The sequence below is a fragment of the Nocardia sp. CDC159 genome, from assembly GCF_023740735.1.
Classification (GTDB): domain Bacteria; phylum Actinomycetota; class Actinomycetes; order Mycobacteriales; family Mycobacteriaceae; genus Nocardia; species Nocardia pulmonis.
On record NZ_JAMRXH010000011.1, the window covers coordinates 243,796 to 261,989 of the forward strand.

16 protein-coding genes are annotated in these 18,194 nt (G+C 70.4%); 9 read left to right on the top strand and 7 right to left on the bottom strand.

The features are described from left to right. The 5 genes from NDR87_RS24115 (at position 1) to NDR87_RS24135 (ending at position 5,581) form a co-directional block, all read left to right on the top strand. On the top strand, positions 1–786 hold the full coding sequence (locus NDR87_RS24115; RefSeq protein ID WP_251915619.1) for an enoyl-CoA hydratase/isomerase family protein: 786 nt from the start codon (positions 1–3) through the stop codon (positions 784–786). Between the two features lie 13 nt (positions 787–799). After that, positions 800–2,641, top strand: a complete 1,842-nt coding sequence (locus tag NDR87_RS24120) for a hypothetical protein (protein WP_251915621.1) — start codon at positions 800–802, stop codon at positions 2,639–2,641. Between the two features lie 54 nt (positions 2,642–2,695). Further along, positions 2,696–3,688, top strand: coding sequence for an oxidoreductase (locus NDR87_RS24125; RefSeq protein WP_251915623.1), 993 nt, complete (start codon positions 2,696–2,698; stop codon positions 3,686–3,688). Positions 3,689–3,730: 42 nt separating this feature from the next. Then, positions 3,731–4,303: a TetR/AcrR family transcriptional regulator gene (locus tag NDR87_RS24130; RefSeq protein ID WP_251915624.1), complete on the top strand. Its 573-nt coding sequence runs from the start codon at positions 3,731–3,733 to the stop codon at positions 4,301–4,303. Positions 4,304–4,393: 90 nt separating this feature from the next. Beyond that, positions 4,394–5,581: a Cmx/CmrA family chloramphenicol efflux MFS transporter gene (locus NDR87_RS24135; RefSeq protein ID WP_251915626.1), complete on the top strand. Its 1,188-nt coding sequence runs from the start codon at positions 4,394–4,396 to the stop codon at positions 5,579–5,581. Positions 5,582–5,616: 35 nt separating this feature from the next. On the opposite strand, the gene NDR87_RS24140 is transcribed toward NDR87_RS24135, so the two are convergent. Next, positions 5,617–6,819 carry a cytochrome P450 gene (locus tag NDR87_RS24140; protein ID WP_251915635.1) on the bottom strand — a complete coding sequence of 401 codons (1,203 nt, stop codon included), beginning with the start codon at positions 6,817–6,819 and terminating at the stop codon, positions 5,617–5,619. 305 nt (positions 6,820–7,124) lie between these two features. On the opposite strand from NDR87_RS24140, the gene NDR87_RS24145 reads away from it, so the two are divergent. Next, positions 7,125–7,646, top strand: a complete 522-nt coding sequence (locus NDR87_RS24145) for a putative immunity protein (RefSeq protein ID WP_251915637.1) — start codon at positions 7,125–7,127, stop codon at positions 7,644–7,646. 4 nt (positions 7,647–7,650) lie between these two features. On the opposite strand, the gene NDR87_RS24150 is transcribed toward NDR87_RS24145, so the two are convergent. Continuing rightward, entirely contained in the window at positions 7,651–9,531 is a 1,881-nt protein-coding gene (locus NDR87_RS24150; protein WP_251915639.1) for an ABC transporter ATP-binding protein, read from the bottom strand. A gap of 138 nt (positions 9,532–9,669) precedes the next feature. Between NDR87_RS24150 and NDR87_RS24155 the strand changes: the two genes are divergently transcribed. After that, positions 9,670–10,572 (top strand): NADP-dependent oxidoreductase, encoded by a 903-nt coding sequence (locus NDR87_RS24155; RefSeq protein WP_251915641.1) that lies wholly within the window; start codon positions 9,670–9,672, stop codon positions 10,570–10,572. On the opposite strand, the gene NDR87_RS24160 is transcribed toward NDR87_RS24155, so the two are convergent. Beyond that, entirely contained in the window at positions 10,565–10,963 is a 399-nt protein-coding gene (locus NDR87_RS24160; RefSeq protein ID WP_251915643.1) for a hypothetical protein, read from the bottom strand. The two genes, NDR87_RS24155 and NDR87_RS24160, sit on opposite strands and share 8 nt — an antisense overlap. Before the next feature lie 54 nt (positions 10,964–11,017). Between NDR87_RS24160 and NDR87_RS24165 the strand changes: the two genes are divergently transcribed. Further along, the gene (locus NDR87_RS24165; protein ID WP_251915645.1) at positions 11,018–13,789 is read left to right on the top strand and encodes an FAD-binding and (Fe-S)-binding domain-containing protein; all 2,772 of its coding nucleotides are present in this window, start codon (positions 11,018–11,020) and stop codon (positions 13,787–13,789) included. A 296-nt stretch (positions 13,790–14,085) separates the two neighbouring features. Continuing rightward, a complete protein-coding gene (locus tag NDR87_RS24170; RefSeq protein WP_251915739.1) occupies positions 14,086–14,988 on the top strand; it encodes a DNA-3-methyladenine glycosylase in 903 nt (300 codons plus the stop codon). A 3-nt stretch (positions 14,989–14,991) separates the two neighbouring features. Here the strand turns inward: NDR87_RS24170 and NDR87_RS24175 are convergent, their stop codons facing one another. The 4 genes from NDR87_RS24175 to NDR87_RS24190 all read right to left on the bottom strand — a co-directional run. Next, positions 14,992–16,263 (bottom strand): sugar ABC transporter substrate-binding protein, encoded by a 1,272-nt coding sequence (locus NDR87_RS24175; protein WP_251915647.1) that lies wholly within the window; start codon positions 16,261–16,263, stop codon positions 14,992–14,994. Beyond that, a complete protein-coding gene (locus tag NDR87_RS24180) occupies positions 16,260–17,087 on the bottom strand; it encodes a carbohydrate ABC transporter permease (RefSeq protein ID WP_372494288.1) in 828 nt (275 codons plus the stop codon). The genes NDR87_RS24175 and NDR87_RS24180 overlap by 4 nt, the downstream gene beginning before the upstream one ends. After that, entirely contained in the window at positions 17,071–17,934 is an 864-nt protein-coding gene (locus NDR87_RS24185; RefSeq protein ID WP_251915651.1) for a carbohydrate ABC transporter permease, read from the bottom strand. The genes NDR87_RS24180 and NDR87_RS24185 overlap by 17 nt, the downstream gene beginning before the upstream one ends. Before the next feature lie 49 nt (positions 17,935–17,983). After that, positions 17,984–18,194, bottom strand: a 211-nt coding sequence (locus tag NDR87_RS24190) for a Scr1 family TA system antitoxin-like transcriptional regulator (protein WP_251915652.1), incomplete at its 5' end; no start/stop codon positions are given.

Consider the following 18,194-nt stretch of genomic DNA (forward strand, 5'->3'; position numbering starts at 1 on the left):
ATGACCGACTACGAGACGATCCGGTACGAGCGGACGGGCGCGGTCGCCCGGCTCACCCTCGATCGGCCGACGGCCGCCAACGGGCTGGACGCCACCATGGGCCGGGAGCTGGCGCATATCGCCTCGTTGTGCGCCGACGATCCCACGCTCAAGGTGGTCACGCTGACCGGTGCGGGGAAATTCTTCTCCGCCGGGGGCGACCTGAAGGCGATGGCGGCCGCGGAGAGCGGATCGGGCGCGTACGTCAAGGAATTGGCCGAGGATCTGCATCAGGCGCTGTCGTCGTTCGCGCGGATGGACGCGCTGCTGCTGGTCGCGGTGAACGGCACGGCCGCCGGGGCCGGATTCAGCCTGGCCATCGCGGGCGATCTGGTGGTCGCGGCCGAATCCGCCTCCTTCACCATGGCCTACACCCGCGCCGGGCTCAGCCCCGACGGCGGCGCGTCCTACTATCTGCCGCGCCTGATCGGCCTGCGCCGAGCCCAGGAACTCATGCTGACCAACCGCACCCTCGCCGCGGCCGAGGCGCTCGACTGGGGGCTGCTGCACCGGGTGGTGCCCGACGCCGAACTGGCCACCACGATCGACGGCCTGGCCGCCCGTTTCGCCGCCGGGCCCCGGCACGCCAATGCCAATGTCAAGAAGCTGTTGCTGGTCTCCTCCAGCCACAACCTCGAGGAGCAGCTGGCCCGCGAGGCCGCCTTCATCTCCGCCCTCGCCGACTCCGAGGACGGTCGCGAGGGCATTTCCGCATTCGTGGCCAAGCGCGCGCCCAGCTTTCGCTGACCGCGCGGCACGGATGGGTCGCGCACGTCCGGTCCTCCTCGTCGTCGCCTGCCTGATCGCGGTCCAGCTCGGCATCCGCGGTTGGGTGGCCGCGCGCGGCTATTTCTACTGGGATGATCTGATCCTCGTCGGCCGCGCGGGCGCGTATCCGCTGCTGTCGACCGACCTGCTGGGCTACGACCACGACGGGCATTTCATGCCGCTGGCGTTCGTCACGGCCTGGGTCGTCACGGCCCTCGCGCCCCTGGCCTGGGCGGGGCCGGTGGTGTCGATGCTGCTGCTACAGGCGGCGGCGTCGGTGGCCGTGGCGCGCATGGTCGTGGTGCTGACCGGTTTCCGGTCGCCGTGGGCCGTGCTCGGTCCGCTGGTGTTCTATCTGTTCTGCCCGCTGACGATTCCCGCGTTCGCGTGGTGGGCGGCGGCGCTGAACGCATTGCCGCTGCAATGCGCGCTGGCGTGGGTGATCGCGGACGCGGTGCTGCTGGTGCGCACCGGGCGGCGGCGGTACGCGGCGTCGGGAATCGTGGTGTCGGCGGTGGCGCTGCTGTTTTTCGAGAAGGCGGCGGTGGTACCGTTCGTGGCCTTCGGGGCGGCCGTGCTGGTCCGATACGCCGACGGCCGGGACCGCGCGATTCGCACGGTCGCCCGCCGCGGCGCGCCGCTCTGGTTCGGCTCGGCAGTGGTTCTGATGTGCTGGCTGGCAACGTATCTCGCGGTCACCGAGGTCGCCGAGGAACGCAGCGACGCCGCGGGCGTGCGCGCCCTGCTGCACAGCGCCACGTCCCTGGGTATCGTGCCGACCCTGCTCGGCGGACCCTGGAACTGGGCCCGCTGGCTGCCGTCGACACCGTGGGCAGTGCCTGCGCCCTGGGCCGTCGCGCTGTCCTGGATCGCGCTGGGAACGCTTGTGGCGCTGACGATTCGTGCCCGCCGTCGGATGTTCGCGGTGTGGGCCGCGGCGGCGCTGTACATCCTGCTTGCCCAGATCCCGGTGCTGCTGGTCCGAGGCGGCCCGAATACCGCCGCGGAACTCATGCAGTCGCTGCGCTATCTGGCGGATGTGGCGGTGGTGCTGACCGCCGTCGGCGCCCTGCTGCTGCGCGCCCCGGGCCGGACCCGTGCGGATACGCCGGCACCGTCGCCGATCCGCGTCCATGCCTTGCCGCTCCTCGGCCCGAATGCCGCCGCACCGAAGCGCATCCGACCGCGTATCCCGAGCTCGCTCGTCCCGCTGGCACTGAGCATCGCATTCGTGGCGAGCAGTCTGTGGTCCACCACGACCTTCGTTCGCTCGTGGTCGATCAGCCCCACGCGGACCTACCTCGGCAATGCCGTCGCGGCCGTGCGTGCGGGCGGTACTCCGCTGCTCGATCAGGAGGTGCCCTGGGATGTGCTGAGTCCGCTCACCTACCCGCAGAACCTCGCCAGCCGCGTACTGTCCGCGGCGGCGCCACCGGGGACCTTCGCCGACGCCACCCCGCGCCTGCGCATGTTCACCGATACCGGACGCCTCACCGACGCCCAGGTCTGGTGGAATCGAGCCATCCTGCCCGGTCCAGTACCCGGCTGCGACCACCGCATCACCACCGAACAACCCGTCGACCTGCCGCTCGACGGTCCGCTCATCGACCACGACTGGACGGCCCAGCTCAACTACCTCGCCGGTCGCGACGGCCGAATCACGGTCGCGCTGGAACACGGCGGCACCGTCGTCGCCCCGGTCAGCGCGGGCCTGCACACCGTCTACGTCCGGCTCGTCGGCAACGGCAGCGTCCTTCGAATCGGTTCCCACACCCCGGGATTGGACCTGTGCGTGGGCGTCGGCCCGGTCGGCGTGGCCTCCTACGACCGCTGACCGTCCGGCCCGTCCACCCTGCCCGAGCGCCCGCGCGGACCTATGCTCGGATTCATGTTCTGGGCGATGGTGGCGCACGAGACGGACAACGGTGTGACATTGGCGCGCGAGGAGGTGGGTGATGAGTTCCTCGGCACCGGCACGGTGACGATCAAGGTGCACTACTCCAGTGCCAACTTCAAGGACGGGCTGGCGATCACCCGCGGCGGCGGTGTGGTGCGCGAGTATCCGATCGTCCCGGGTATCGATATCGTCGGCGAGGTCGCCGAATCGCAGGACCCCCAATTCACCCCCGGCGATCAGGTGGTCGCACACGGCTACGAGATCGGCATGTCGCACAACGGCGGCTTCGCCGAATACGCCCGCGTCCCCGCCGAATGGGTGGTGAAACTCGACGGGCTGACCATGCGGGAGGCCGCGGCCCTCGGCACGGCCGGTTTCACCGCGGCCATGAGCGTGCAGGCGCTGCTCGATCGGGGAATCACACCCGACTCCGGCCCGATCCTGGTGACCGGCGCGACCGGCGGCGTCGGCAGCGTGGCCGTGGACATTCTGGCGGGTCTGGGATTCGAGGTGGTCGCCTCCACCGGCAAGACCGATGCGGGCGAGCTGCTGTCCACCCTCGGCGCGAAGTCGGTGATCGGCCGGTTGCCCGAAGATCCGGAGGCGAAGTTGCGTCCGCTGGCCAAGGCGCAGTGGGCGGGTGCGGTCGACAGCGTCGGCGGCAAATCCCTCGCCTTCGTGCTCAGTGCGATCAAATACGGTGGCGCCGCGGCGATCAGCGGTCTCACCGGCGGTCCGGAACTCCCGACCACCGTCCTGCCGTTCATCCTGCGCGGCGTCGCCCTGCTGGGCATCGACTCGGCGAACTTCCCGATCGAACAGCGCCGCGCCCTGTGGGCCCGCTTGGGCGCGGACCTGAAGCCCCGGCACCTGTCGGCGCTGGAGAACTACGCCCCCATCACCCGCGTCGAAGAGGTGCTGCACGCCATCCGCTCCGGACAGCACTCGGGCCGCACGGTGCTGGGTGTGGCCGGCGAGTTCTGATTATTTTGGACTGATCAGTTCAAAACGTGCTAGGGTCGTCGCATGCCGCGACCCAAGCAGTTCGACGAGGATCGGGCCGTCGACGCCGCGATGCGCGCGTTCTGGTCCGCCGGTTACGAGGCCACCTCGACCCAGGACCTCTGCGCCGCAACGGGTTTGGGGCGCAGCAGTATCTACAACACCTTCATCAGCAAGCACCACCTGTTCCGGCGCGCGCTGCGGCGGTACATGGACGTCAAGAACGAGGCGACCTTCGCCACCCTCGACGCGCCCGGCTCGGCCAAGGGCAAAGTCCGCGAACTGCTGTGGAAGGCCGTCGACTCGCCCGAGGACGATCCGCTGGGCTGCCTGGTGGTGAACTCCATCGTCGAGCTCGGCCCGCGCGATGCCGAGGTCGCCGATCTGCTGCGCGCGGATCTGGATCGCCGCCTGACGGCCCTCACCGCGACCATTGCCGCCGGGCAGCGGGCGGGCGAGATTCGGGACGCGCGGCCCGCGACCGAACTCGCCCACTTCGTCGTCGCGACGATCAGTGGTCTGCGGGTGGCGGCCCGGGGCGGCGCCGACCGAAAGACGCTGGCGGCCATCGCGAATATCGCACTGGATCGACTGTGACCGCCTAGTTCCCGCCGAAATCACCTCGACCCAATACCTTTGCGCTGTCCATATTTTGAACCGAACGATCTAAAACAGGAAGGCTGTGCCATGCCCCTGGCCGTCTACATACTGGGCCTATCGATCTTCGCCCAGGGCACCTCGGAATTGATATCGGCGGGCCTGCTTCCCGACATGTCAGCCGACCTCGGCGTCTCGATACCGCAGGCGGGGCTGCTGATCTCGGCCTTCGCGCTGGGCATGCTGTTCGGCGCACCCATTCTGGCCGTCGCCACCATGCGCTGGTCGCGGCGCAGCGCGCTGATCGCCTTCCTCGCGGCGTTCATCGTCGCCCATGTGGCCGCGGTGCTCACCTCGAACTACTGGGTGCTGTTCGGCACCAGGGTGTTCGCGGCCTTCGTCTACGCGGGATTCTGGTCGGTGGGCGCCGCGGCCGCGGTGGGCATGGTGCCACCGAACGCACGCGGGCGGGCCATGAGCATCGTCGCTGGCGGACTCACGGTCGCCACCATCGTCGGGCTCCCGGCGGGTACCTTCATCGGCCAGCATCTGGGCTGGCGCGCGGCGTTCTGGGCGGTCACCATCCTGTCGGCGATCGCGATGATCGGCGTGCTGCTGCGCGTACCCGACAGCCGCCCCACCACCGCGCCGGATATCGGAAAGGAATTGCGCGCCATGGTCTCCGGCCGGATCGCGCTGCTCTACGGCACGACCGTCCTGGCGATCGCCGGATTGATGGCCAGCTTCAGCTACCTGGGCGCACTGCTGATCGAAACCACCCGGATCGCTCCCGGCTGGGTCCCCGTACTGCTCGCCGTCTACGGCATCGGCGCCCTGCTCGGCATCGCCATCGGCGGCCGCACCGCCGACGCCCACCCGACCCGCACCTTCGCCGTCGGCATCGCCGGGCTGACCGTCACCTCGGCTCTGCTCGCCCTGACCGCCCACCACATCGTCCCGGTCGCGGGCCTGGTCTTCCTGCTGGGCGCCTTCGGCTTCGGCACCAACCCAGTCTCCAACAGCCGCGTCTACGCCCTGGCCCCCACCGCCACCACCCTCGGCCCCGCCGCGAATGTCGTCTCCTTCAATATCGGCATCACCCTCGGCCCCTGGCTCGGCGGCCTGGTGCTCGGCGCGGGCATGGGCTATCCCGCGGTCGCCTGGCTCAGCGCCCTGCTGGGCCTCGCCGCGCTGGGTCTGGTCGCTTGGTCACGTCGCGTCGATCGGAGCGCCGAAACCGCCAGCACCAGAACTCGGCTGGCGCCCGCTACCAGCTGACCGATGGCGGGTATCGCGTTGGCTCACAAGACCGCTCACCAGCTCACGAGGAGTTGTTTCGGCCCGCGCACCAGCAGGCCGGACTTCCACGGCACCTCCTCCGGGGGTACGGCCAGCCGCAGGGACGGAAGGCGGCGGAGGAGGGCGGCCAGGGCGATCTGGAGCTCGATTCGGGCCAGCCGCGCGCCCAGGCAGTGGTGGGCGCCGTGGCCGAAGGTGATGTGCGGGTTGTGTTCACGAAGCAGGTTCAGGGTCTCCGCATCGTCGAAGACCGCATCGTCGCGGTTGGCGGCCTGGGTGTCGGCGAATACCGCCTCGCCCGCGCGCACGGTCACCCCGGCCAGTTCGACGTCCTCGGTCGCCACCCGGGCGAAGCCGCCGCCGGAGCCCAGTTGCACATAGCGCAGCAGTTCCTCGACCGCGCCGGGCACCCGATCGGGGTTGTCGCGCAACAGCTCCCACTGCTCTCGGTGCGTGAGCAGCAGATAGGTGAAGTTGGCGATCTGGTTGGCGGTGGTCTCGTGCCCGGCCACCAGCAGCGTGATGCCCAGGTTCACCAGTTCGTCCTCGGTGAGCCGGTCCTCGTCGTCGCGGGCCGCGACCAGGGCGCCCAGCAGATCGTCGGTCGGACGTTCGCGGCGCTGGGCGACCAATTCGGCCAGATAGCGCTCGAGTTCGAGCTGGGCGGCATCGATCTGCTCGCGGGTGTGGGCGCTGGTCGACAGCACGGCGTCGGAGAACTCGCGGAACCGATGCTGGTCTCGAGTCGGCACGCCGAGCATGTCGCAGATCACCGTAACCGGCAGCGGCAGCGCGAAACTCGCGATCAGATCGGCCGGTGGTCGGCAGTGTTGCAGCCGGTCCAGCAGTTCGTCCACGATCCGGTGCACCAGCGGACGCAGTTGTTCGACGCGGCGGCCGGTGAACGCCTTCGCGACCAGCTTGCGCAGCCTGGTGTGTTCCGGCGGATCCATACTCAGCAGCGAATCCGGACGTGCGGGAGTCGGTGTCATGCGGGGGATGTCCTCGCGGTCCACCGTGACCGCGCGGCTGAAGCGCTGATCGGCGAGCACCTGTTTGACCTCGTCGTAGCGGGTTACCAGCCAGCCCTCCCCGCCGTACGGGAGTCTGACGCGCGAGATCGGTTCCTCCCGGCGCAGTTTCGCGTAGAGCGGATGCATATCGAGGCGGACCGGTTCGCCGAAGGGGTATCGGCGTGCTTCGGTGTTCGCGGTCATGAGAACCCTTCCCCCGGGCCGACGGCCGGTAAGCAGCTGCCCACCACCCCACTGTAAGCGCGGTCCCCAGGCCGATCAACGAGCGAATATCCTTATGCCGGTGCGGATTTCGCGTCGATCTCGGGAAGCAGTACGCGCGCCGCGCGGGGCACATGCCCGGCAACAGCGGCCGGATCGGCCACGGCCAGGCCGCATCGCGGGATTTGAGGATCTCGCATCGTTCTCGCAGGGCCTGCGCGCCCAAGTTTCAACCGATTCTTCAGCGATAGCGTCGGGGCGGTGGACCTGCGACGAAGTGAGGACCGATGACAGAGCTGCCGCTGAGCATCGATGAGCGCCGCACGGCGACGGACTGGGCGGCCGATTGCGCCGAACGGGTACTGCCGCTGTTCGAGACGGCGGCCCCCGGTGACGCCCGCCCGCGCGAGGCGATCGCCGGTGCGCGCGAATATGTTCGCGACGGCGAGCGGACGGCCCGGCTGCGCACCCTCGCCTGGGCGGCCTTCGCGGCCGCGCGCGAGATCGGCGATCCGGCCGCCACGGCCGCCGCCCGCGCCGCGCAGTGCGCGGTCGCCGTCCCCTACATTCACCCGCTGGCGACACCGCACCAGTCGAAACATCTGCTGGGACCGGCGGTTTACGCGGCGCTGGCCCGGGAGTCGGCGGCCGATGGCGACGCCGCGGCGGCGCGGGCGGAACTGCGCTGGGCGGCCGCGCACGCGCCGTCCGAGGTGCGCGAGGTGCTGCGGCGTTTCCCGCCGCGCGCGCCGGGGCGGACGCGGCAGGTCACCTTGTTCCACGAACTCGACCTGGCGCTGCGCGGCTGACCGATCAGGCCGCCGCGGGCGCCGGATCGTCGGCGAACTGGGTGCGGTACAGATCGGCGTAGCGGCCGCGGGCCGCCAGCAGCTGCGTGTGGGTGCCGCGTTCAACGATGCGCCCGTCCTCGACCACCAGGATCTGGTCGGCGCCGCGGACGGTGGACAGCCGGTGCGCGATCACCAGCGCCGTCCGGCCCGCGAGCGCCTCGCCCAGGGCCTCCTGCACGGCGGCCTCGGAGGTGGAGTCCAGCGAGGCGGTGGCCTCGTCGAGGATCACCACGCGCGGCTGCTTGAGCAGCAGCCGGGCGATGGTCAGGCGCTGGCGCTCGCCGCCGGACAGCCGATAACCGCGCTCGCCGACCATGGTGTCCAGGCCGTCGGGCAGCGATTCGATCAGTTCGGCGAGACGGGCGCGCCGCAGGGCGTCCCACAGCTCGTCCTCGGTCGCCTCGGGACGGGCCAGCAGCAGATTGGCGCGAATCGTGTCGTGGAACAGGTGGCCGTCCTGGGTGACCAGGCCGACCGCGTCCTGAATGGAGCGCCCGGTCAGCTCGCGCACGTCCACGCCATTGATCCGGACCGCGCCGGAGTCGACGTCGTACAGCCGCGAAACCAGTTGGGCGATGGTCGATTTGCCCGCCCCGGACGATCCGACCAGCGCGATCATCTGCCCGGGCTCGGCGCGCAGCGAGATGCCGTGCAGCACCTGCACCCCGCCGCGGGTGTCGAGAGTGGCGACATCCTCGAGCGAGGCCAGCGACACCTTGTCGGCCGCCGGATAGGCGAAGTGCACATCATCGAATTCCACCGAAACCGGGCCCGCCGGAACGGGTTTGGCATCGGACGCGTCCTCGATGAGCGGCTTCAGATCCAGGATCTCGAAGACCCGCTCGAAGCTGACCAGCGCCGACATGATGTCGACCCGGGCGCTGGCCAGTGCGGTCAGCGGGGTGTACAGCCGGGTCAGCAGCAGCGAAAGTGCCACCACCGCACCGGCGTCCAGCTCACCGCGCAGCGCGTACCAGCCGCCCAGCCCGTACACCAGCGCCACCGCCAGCGCGGACACCAGCGTCAGCGCGGTGACGAAGACGGTCTGCAGCATTGCCGTGCGCACCCCGATATCGCGCACCCGCCCGGCCCGCAGCGCGAACTCCGCCGACTCCTGTCGCGGCCGCCCGAACAGCTTGACCAGCGTCGCGCCGGGCGCGGAGAAGCGCTCGGTCATCTGGGTGCTCATCGCGGCATTGAGCTGCGCGGCCTCGCGCTGGATTCCGGCGATCCGCTCGCCCATGCGCCGCGCGGGCAGCATGAACAGCGGCAGCAGCACCAGGGCGAGCAATGTGATCTGCCACGACAGCCGGACCATGACGACCAGGGTGAGCAGCAGCGTCACGATATTGGTGACCACTCCGGACAGCGTGGTGCTGAAGGCCCGCTGTGCGCCGATCACATCGCTGTTCAACCGGCTCACCAGCGCGCCGGTGCGGGTGCGGGTGAAGAAGGCGATCGGCATCTTCTGCACGTGGTCGAAGACGGCCGTGCGCAGATCCAGGATCAGCCCCTCGCCGATCCGCGAGGACAGCCACCGGATCACGATCCCCAGCGCCGCGTCGGCCACCGCGACCACGCCGATGATCACGGCCAGCACCACCACCGACCGCGGCTCGGCATGCCGGACGATCTTGTCGACCACTTGCCCGGCCAGCACCGGATTGGCCACCGTCAGCAGCGCGGACAACACGCTGAACAGCAGGAATCCGATCAGCGCCGCTCGGTGCGGCCGTGCGAACCGCAGCATGCGCGCGGCCGTGGCCCGGCTGAGCGCGCGCCGCTCCTGCGGCGCGTACGCCTGCCGGTACAGCTGACTCCACGCCACCGATTCGATGCTCATCCACCGCTCCTTCCGCTCCCGGACCATGTAACCCCGGGCCACCGACACTAAGACCTAAACAATGGTTGAGGGCAAGCCTTCCCCACGCGGTCCCTCGTTCGCGGACAGCGAAAGTTCCGGCCCGTAGAGTCGACTTGCGTGAAGGCCATTCGATTCGAGCGTTTCGGCGGACCCGAGGTCCTGGAGCTGGTCGATCTGCCCGTCCCCGACCCCGGCGCTGGACAGGTGCGGGTCGCGGTGCGCGTGGCGGGCGTCAATCCGGCGGACTGGAAGCGCCGCGAGGGCGCGTTCGGCCCGCTGGTGTTCCCGGCGGGCGCCGGATTCGAGATCGCCGGCGTGGTGGACGCGGTCGGCCCCGATGCCCCCTGGCAGGTGGGCGACGAGGTGATCGGCTGGTCGGCGGACAACACCGGCTACGCCGAGTACACCCTGGCCAAGGCGCTGGCCCCCAAGCCCGCGCAGCTGTCGTTCGAGGATGCGGTCGCGGTCCCGGTCGCGGCGAACACCGCCGCGGGCGGGCTCGACGCCCTGGAGCTGAAGTCCGGGGAAACCGTGCTGATCAACGGCGCGTCGGGCGCGGTCGGTGCGATGGCCGTGCAGCTCGCCCACGCGGCGGGCGCGCGGGTCATCGGCACGGCCTCGGCGGGCAATCAGCAGGTGGTGCGGGACCTCGGCGCCATCCCCACCACCTACGGCGCCGGCGTGGTCGAGCGGGTGCGCGCCCTCGCCCCGCACGGTGTCGACGCGATCTTCGACTGTGCCGGGCATGGATTCCTCGATGCCGCGATCGAATTGCGCGGTGGCACCGATCGCATCGTCACCATCGCCGATGGCGGCGCGGGCGACAAGGGGGTGCGGTTCTACGCCCGCACGGGCGGTCCGGCGCTGGATGTCGTCGAGCGGGTGGCGCGGTCGGTCGCCGCGGGGGAATTCCGCCTGCCCGGTCCGCCGCGGATCTACCCGCTCGCCGAGGCGGCCGCGGCCCAGCGGGAGAGCCAGACGGGCCACGGCCTGGGCAAAATCGTCCTCGCGGTCAGCTGATCCGGGGTGCCGCCGAGCGGCGCAGCGCGTCCACGGTGGTCTCGGGCGAGGTGTTGAAGCAGAACCGGACGCCGGGCGCGGCCTCGAGCACCACGTTGACGATCCGTTCGAACAGCAGCGTGTGATCGATACTCGCCCGGATGCCCGCCCCGATCAGCACCAGGGCGAATTCCCCCGTGGCCAGCCGCGCGCGAATCTGTGCCTCGGCCGCCTCGGGCTCGGCGTCGACCGAACACGATTCGGTGTCGAATCCGGCCGCGCGCAGGGCGGCGTGCCCGGCCTCGATGCGCGCGGTGAGCCCGGCCTCGTCGAGACCCGGAAACTTGCTGTAGTCCAATGCCCGGGGATGCAGGCCGATCATCAGGATCCGGCCGCCAGTGCTGATTTCCACCCTCGTGACCGTACGCCCGGCCGGTGTCGTGCCTGGTCGGATTAGGGTGGCCCCATGACCGATTCGTGGGTGCGGGCCCTGCGTGCCGGACTCGACGGCGAGGTGGACGCCGACGAGCGGCGGCGCACGGAGTACTCCTCCGACGCCTCCAACTATCGGGTCCGCCCGGCCGCGGTGGTCTTCCCGCGCGGCGCGGACGATGTCGCGACGGCGCTGGAGCTGGCGCGGGCCGAGGGCCTGTCGGTCACCGCACGCGGCGCGGGAACCTCGGTGGCGGGCAACGCGATCGGGACGGGCCTGGTGCTCGACTTCAGTCGGCACATGCACGCGGTGCTGCGGATCGATCCCGAAACCCGTTGCGCGCGGGTCCAACCCGGCGTGGTCCTGGCCGAATTGCAGCGCGCCGCCGCACCACACGGCCTGCGCTTCGGCCCCGACCCCTCCACCCAGAACCGCTGCACCCTGGGCGGAATGATCGGCAACAACGCCTGCGGCCCGCATGCGGTGGCGTGGGGCCGCACCTCCGATACCGTGCGGGAGCTGCGCATTCTGGATGGCGCGGGCGTCGAGCGAACCCTCGGCGACGATCCGGCGGTGGTCCCCGGCCTCACCGAATTCACGCACCGCCACCTCGCCCTGATCCGTACCGAGCTGGGCCGCTTCGAGCGTCAGGCCTCCGGCTACGGACTGGAACATCTACTGCCGGAACGCGGTTCGTCGGCGGCCAGGGCGCTCGTGGGCGCCGAGGGGACGTGCGGACTGCTGCTGGAGGCGGCGGTCGAGCTGGTCCCGCTGCCCGCGGCGACGCTGCTGGTCGTGCTCGGCTATGCCGATATGGCCACGGCCGCCGACGATATCGCCGCGGTCATGGCCTGCGCGCCGGTCGCGGTCGAGGGCATCGACGCCCGCCTGGTGGATGTGGTACGCGCGCACCGGGGGACCGTGCCGGAACTTCCCCGGGGTGGGGGCTGGCTGTTCGTGGAACTCGCAGCCGACAGCGCGGAGCTCGCCCACGAGACGGCGATTCGGTTGTGCCGCACCGCCGATGCGCTCGGCACCCGGATCGTGTCGAACGCGTCCGAGGCCGCCCGGCTGTGGCGGATCCGAGCCGATGGCGCGGGGCTGGCGGGGCGCACGCCCGCGGGTGCTCCGGCCTGGCCCGGCTGGGAGGACGCGGCGGTGCCGCCCGGCCGGCTCGGTGCGTATCTGCGCGAATTCGACGAGCTCATGCGCTCGCACGGGGTCGACGGCCTGCTGTACGGGCATATCGGCGATGGTTGCATCCATGTCCGGCTCGATCTGCCGATCGCCGACGCACCGCGGCGGTTCCGGGCCTTTCTCGAGGATGCCGCGGATCTGGTTGTCCGCCATGGTGGTTCGCTGTCGGGTGAGCACGGTGACGGCCGGGCTCGCTCGGAACTGCTGTCGCGTATGTACTCGCCGCAGGCGCTCGCCGCGTTCGGCGAGTTCAAGAGCCTGTTCGATCCCGACGACGCGCTCAATCCCGGCGTCCTGGTGCGCCCGCGCCCGATCGATGCCGATCTGCGGCTGGCGGGGCTGCGGCCGACGCCACCCGTCGGTGGCTTCGCATTCCCCGCCGACGGCGATATCGGGACCGCGGTGCACCGCTGCGTCGGAATCGGCAAGTGCCGGGCCGATACCCGCGCCGCGGGCGGCTTCATGTGCCCGTCCTATCTGGCCACCGCCGACGAAAAGGACAGCACCCGCGGCCGGGCCCGGGTGTTGCAGGAGGTCGTCCACGGGGAATTGGATTGGCGCTCACCGGCCGTCGCCGAATCGCTGGATCTGTGCCTGTCCTGCAAGGCCTGCGGCTCCGACTGCCCCGCGGGCGTGGATATGGCCACCTACAAGGCCGAAACGCTGCACCGGCGCTACCGGGGCCGCCTTCGCCCCCGCGACCATTACGCGCTCGGCCAACTCCCGCGCTGGCTCGCGGCCGCCACCCGCATCCCCCGCCTGGCCAATGCTCTCACCGCCGTGACCCCGCTGCGTCGCCTCGGCCTGCGCGCCGCGGGTATGGATCCCCGTCGTGCGGTGCCAACCCTGGCGGGCCGGAGCTTTCGCGCCGAATGGTCACGGCGACGCGCCCATCGCCCGGTGCGCGAACATCCGCCGGTCATGCTGTGGGTCGACACGTTCACCAGTGCCTTCGCGCCCGAAATCGCCTGGGCGGCTGTGGAAATCATCGAATCCCTCGGCCACGAGATCGTCGTACCCGAACGCCGGGTGTGCTGCGGACTCACCTGGATCAGCACCGGCCAGCTCGACGGCGCTCGCACCCGCCTGCGCGCCACACTGTCCGCGCTCGACGAGCATATCCGCGATGGCGGGCTCGTGGTCGGCCTGGAACCGTCGTGCACCGCGGTGCTGCGCTCGGATCTGGGCGAGCTGCTACCGGACGATCCGCGCTCCGCCCCGACGGCGCGCGCCGTGCGCACGCTGGCGGAATTCCTCACCGCCGAGCCCGGCTGGCGGCCACCCGATCTCGGCGGGCGCACGGTGCTCGTCCAGCCGCACTGTCATCAGCACGCCGTGCTGGGCTTCGAGGCGGATCGGCGAATCCTGCGGCAGGCGGGCGCGGAAGTGATCGAAATCACGGGATGCTGCGGACTTGCCGGTAATTTCGGCATGCAGGCCGGGCATTACGACATTTCGGTTGCGGTCGCGGAGAACGGCCTACTGCCAGCATTGCGCGCGGACGTCGACGCCACGTTCCTGGCGGACGGTTTCTCCTGCCGTACCCAGGCCGCCCAGCTGGGCGGCCGCACGGGTCGGCATCTGGCCCAGCTGCTGCTGGGCCGTTGAGCGATCGGGCGAGATCAGCTGCCGAACGGCAGGGTGCCCGGCGGAATCTGATAGCCCGAGCTTCCGGCGAAGACGGTGCCCCACGCATTGAGCAGCCAGTTCAGAAGATTGGTAACCATGAAAACCTCCGTGGCGGCGGATGCCCATCAATTGCCGATGTGGCCGAACAAATGGGAAATCGCCGGGTGTGATCGTACCGTTACAACCTAGCGCCCGCTTCGGCGCGGGCGGTTCGGGGTCGCCATCCGCGCGGTCCGGGGCACAATGTCCCGGTGGCAACCCAGATCGACGGCGCGATGCGCACGGTGACCGCCGACCGCCCCATCGATCTCGCGCACACCATCGCGCCGCTGCGGCGCAGCGGCGGCGACCCCTGCCACCGGGTGACCGCGGACGGAGCGCACTGGCGGGCCTCGCGCCTACCGAGCGGCCCGGTGACCTACCGACTGGCGCAATCCGGTCCGTGCGGCGTCTCGGCCCGCGCGTGGGGTCCGGGCGCCGCGGAGTTCCTCGATCGGCTGCCGCATATGTTCTGCCTGGACGAGGACGTCAGCGATTTCGCCCCGGATCATCCCAAGATCGCCGCGGCGCATCGCCGCCATCCGGGTCTGCGCATGCTGCGCACCGGTTTGGTCTTCGAAACCCTGGTCCCCGCGGTGCTCGAGCAGCGCGTACACCTCATTTCCGCCCGCGCGTCCTGGCGAAAGCTGGTGTGGCAGTACGGCGAACCGGCCCCCGGGCCGGTGCCCGGCCCGATGCGGGTGCCGCCGGACGCGCAGACCTGGCGATACCTGCCGTCCTGGGTCTATCACCGCGCCAACGTCGATCCGCAGCGCGCCCGGACCATCGTGCTGGCCGCCCGCATGGCCGACAAGCTGGAGCAGGCGGCCGAACTGGACCACGCCGAGGCGGCCCGCCGCCTGTGCACGGTCCCCGGTATCGGAGTCTGGACCGCCGCCGAGATCGCGCAGCGCGCCTTCGGTGATCCGGACGCCCTCTCGGTCGGCGATTACCACCTCGCGGCGACCGTCGGTTGGACGCTGCTGGGTCGTCCCCTCGACGACGACGCCATGGTCGAATACCTCGAACCGCTGCGCCCGCACCGCTATCGCGCGGTCCGGCTGCTGGAAATCTCCGGCCAGGCCCGCAGGCCCAAATTCGGCCCGCGCACCCCGCTGGTGGATATCAGCCGAATGTGATTCTCACTGCGGACCCGCCGCCCGCTCCGCGGCGGCGCGGGCGCGAGCGAGGGCCTCCGGCACCGGAATTCGGCCGAGAAACATCTCACCGAGAATCGGGTCGATCGCCTTCAGCGCCGCGGGGAAACCCGGCCCGCCCCCCGACTCGATCCGCGGCCCGGCGAGCACATCGAAGAACGGGCCGACATCTATCCCCCTGCGTGACCAGTAGTCCCGATAGACCTGCTGCACGGCCGAGACCGCGGGAATCGTTGCCCCGTGCACGCCGAGATACCGATTGCCCGCCGCCCCGCCCAGCCACGCCAGCACGCGTCGGACCGCGTCGGGATGACGGGTGGCGGCATTGCCCGCGACACCGATGGCATTGTCGGTGCTGACTCGTCCGGCCGGTCCGTGCGGCAGCATCGCCACGCCCCAGCCGAAGGTGGCCTGCCGGGCGATCTGGGCCAGGTTGTAGGTGCCCGATTGGAACAGCGCCAGCTTGCCCTGCAGGAAGGCGTTCTTGGCGAAATCGCGGTTGGTATTCGTATCGGCCGCCGAGGGCGCCAGCCCATCGGCGACGAGCCGGGTCAGATATCCGAAGGCGGTGACCCCCGCCGGACCGTCGAAGACGAACCGGCCACCGTCCTGGAAGCGCCCACCGGCCGAACCCAGATACGGCAGGTTGATGGATTGGAAGTCGTTGGCGGCGTTGTACGCCCACGGCGCCACCGCCGCGAGCCGCCGCAGCAGCGGGCGGAAGGTGTCGTCTTCGCCCGGACTCCACCGCAGCGTCGCCAGCTCGGCCGGATCCACCCCGGCGGCGGCGAGCAGCTCCCGGTTGTAGTACACGGCGGTGCCACCGTCCACAAATTGCGGTACCGCCCAGAGCCTTCCGTTCCTGGTGTATTGGGCGACCGCCGACGGGTCCCAGGCCCGGGCCGCCTCGGGACCGAGCAGCGCACCGATGTCGAGCAGCCGCCCGGCGTCGGCGTAGTCCTCGTACAGATTTGTCCAGAACAGATCGTCGGCGGTCCCGCCCGCCACATCCAGCCGCAACTTCTGCGGATACGACGCCCACGGCACCACGGTGACATCCACCCGCACATCGGGATTGGCTCGCTCGAACTCGTCCAGCGAGGCGCGGTAGGCCGCCACGAAGCTGTCGTCCCAGATCCGCAGCCGCAGCAGGGTGCGCCCCGCGCCGTCGTCCTCGCGGCCCAGCCACAGCGCCGCGGCGATCAGCACGACCGCGGCCGTGACGAGGCCGAGCACCATCTGCGTCGAGGACTTCATTTCAGCCCCGTCCACGAGATCGACCGCAGCACCTGCCGCTGGAACGCCAGGAACACCACCACCAGTGGCACGATGGCCAGCGTGGTCGCGGCCAGCACCAGCGTCCACCGCGCGTCGTATTCGGTCTGCAGATTCGCCGTCGCCACCGTCAGCACCTGCCAGCGTGGGCCGCTGCTGGCCACCAGCGGCCACATGAAGTTGTTCCACTGCGAGACGATCGTGATCACCGTCAGCGTGGCGAGCACCGGGCGGCTCATCGGGACCACCACGTGCACGATGACGTCCAGCGTCGACGCCCCGTCCAGCCGCGCCGCCCCGATCAACTCCTCCGGTATGCCGCGAAAGTACTGCCGCAGCAGGAAGATCGCGTAGGGCGATCCGAAGACGAACGGCAGGACCAGCGCCCAGAAGGTATTCAGCAGACCCGCCTTCGCGAACATCAGGTACAGCGGAATCAGCGTGACCATCGGCGGCACCATCATGGTGGCCAGATACACCCAGAACAGCGCGTCGCGTCCGGGAAATTCGGTGCGGGCGAAGGCATAGGCGGCCAGCACCGAGAACACCAGCTGCCCCAGCGTGATGCACGCGGTCATCAGTGCGGTCACCACCAGGGCCCGGCCCAGCCCCTGATCCAGCACCAGGCGGAAGTTCTCCCCGGTCCACGGATTCGGCAGCGCCAGCGGCGAATCCGCGCCGAACTGCCGCGGTGACTTCAGCGCCGTGAGCGCGCTCAACACCAGCGGCGCCACCGTCAGCGCGGCCCCGCCCAGCAGCACCAGATACGCCACGCCGCCGCGCAGCAGCTCACCGCGCACGCTCACCCCCGGCGCGGAAATACCGATGCTGCGCCAGCGTGATCGCGAACAGCACCGCGAAGACCACCAGCGCCATTACCGCCGCCCGCCCGGGGCGGGCGGCATCGAACGTCTCGGCGAAGATCCGCATGGCGACCACATCCGTGCGCCCGTCCGGTCCACCCCTGGTGAGCGCGTAGACGGTGTCGAAGGTCTGGAAGGCCGCGAGCATTCCGGTGACGAGCACGAAGAACATGGTCGGCCGCAGCAGCGGCAGCGTGAGCCAGCGGATCCGCCGCCACCCCGTGGCCCCGTCCAGCGCCCCGGCCTCGAGCACCTCGCGCGGTATCGCCCGGATGCCCGCGACGAAGAACAGCGCCACATAGCCCACATTCGACCAGATGCTCACCGCCGCGACCGAGGGCAGCGCCAGCGCCGGATCGGACAGCCATTCGATCCGGCGGCCGAGCACCGCATCGAGCGCGCCCCCGGTCGGCGCGAAGATCCACTGCCACACCACGCCGATCACCACCGGCGCGCACATCCACGGCAGTGCGAACACCACCCGGAACGCCGATCCGCCGCGGCGGCGCGCCACCAGCATCGCGACCGCGAAACCCAGCACCGTCTGCACCGGCACCACCAGCACCGTCAGCGCGAGCGTGACCAGCAGCGCATGCCCGAACTCCGCATCCCCGAGCACCGAACGCCAATTGTGCAGGCCGACGAACCGCATCGGCCCCAGCAGATTCCAGCTGTGCAGGCTCAGCCACGCCACCACGACGATCGGAGCCAGCAGGAAGCCGCCGACGCCGATCAGGCTCGGCAACAGCAGCAGATAGCTCGTCCCCGCGCGACGAACCCTTCGGTTCATGATCAGCGACGCTACCGCCGATCGGCTCGGACGGCGCGCCGCGGCACGGTCAGAGCAGTTCGGCCTTCTCCCGCAGCAGCTCCCGCGAGCGCTCCGGCGTCTCGGCCTGCACCACCAGCCGCTCCATCACCACGCGGTAGAGCTCCAGGTCGGCGCGGCGATCCAGATACAACGCACTGGTCAGCTGCTCCAGGTAGACGACGTCGGGAACCTCCGGATCGGCGAAGCGCAGCATGGTGAACGAACTGCCCGCCGCCGCG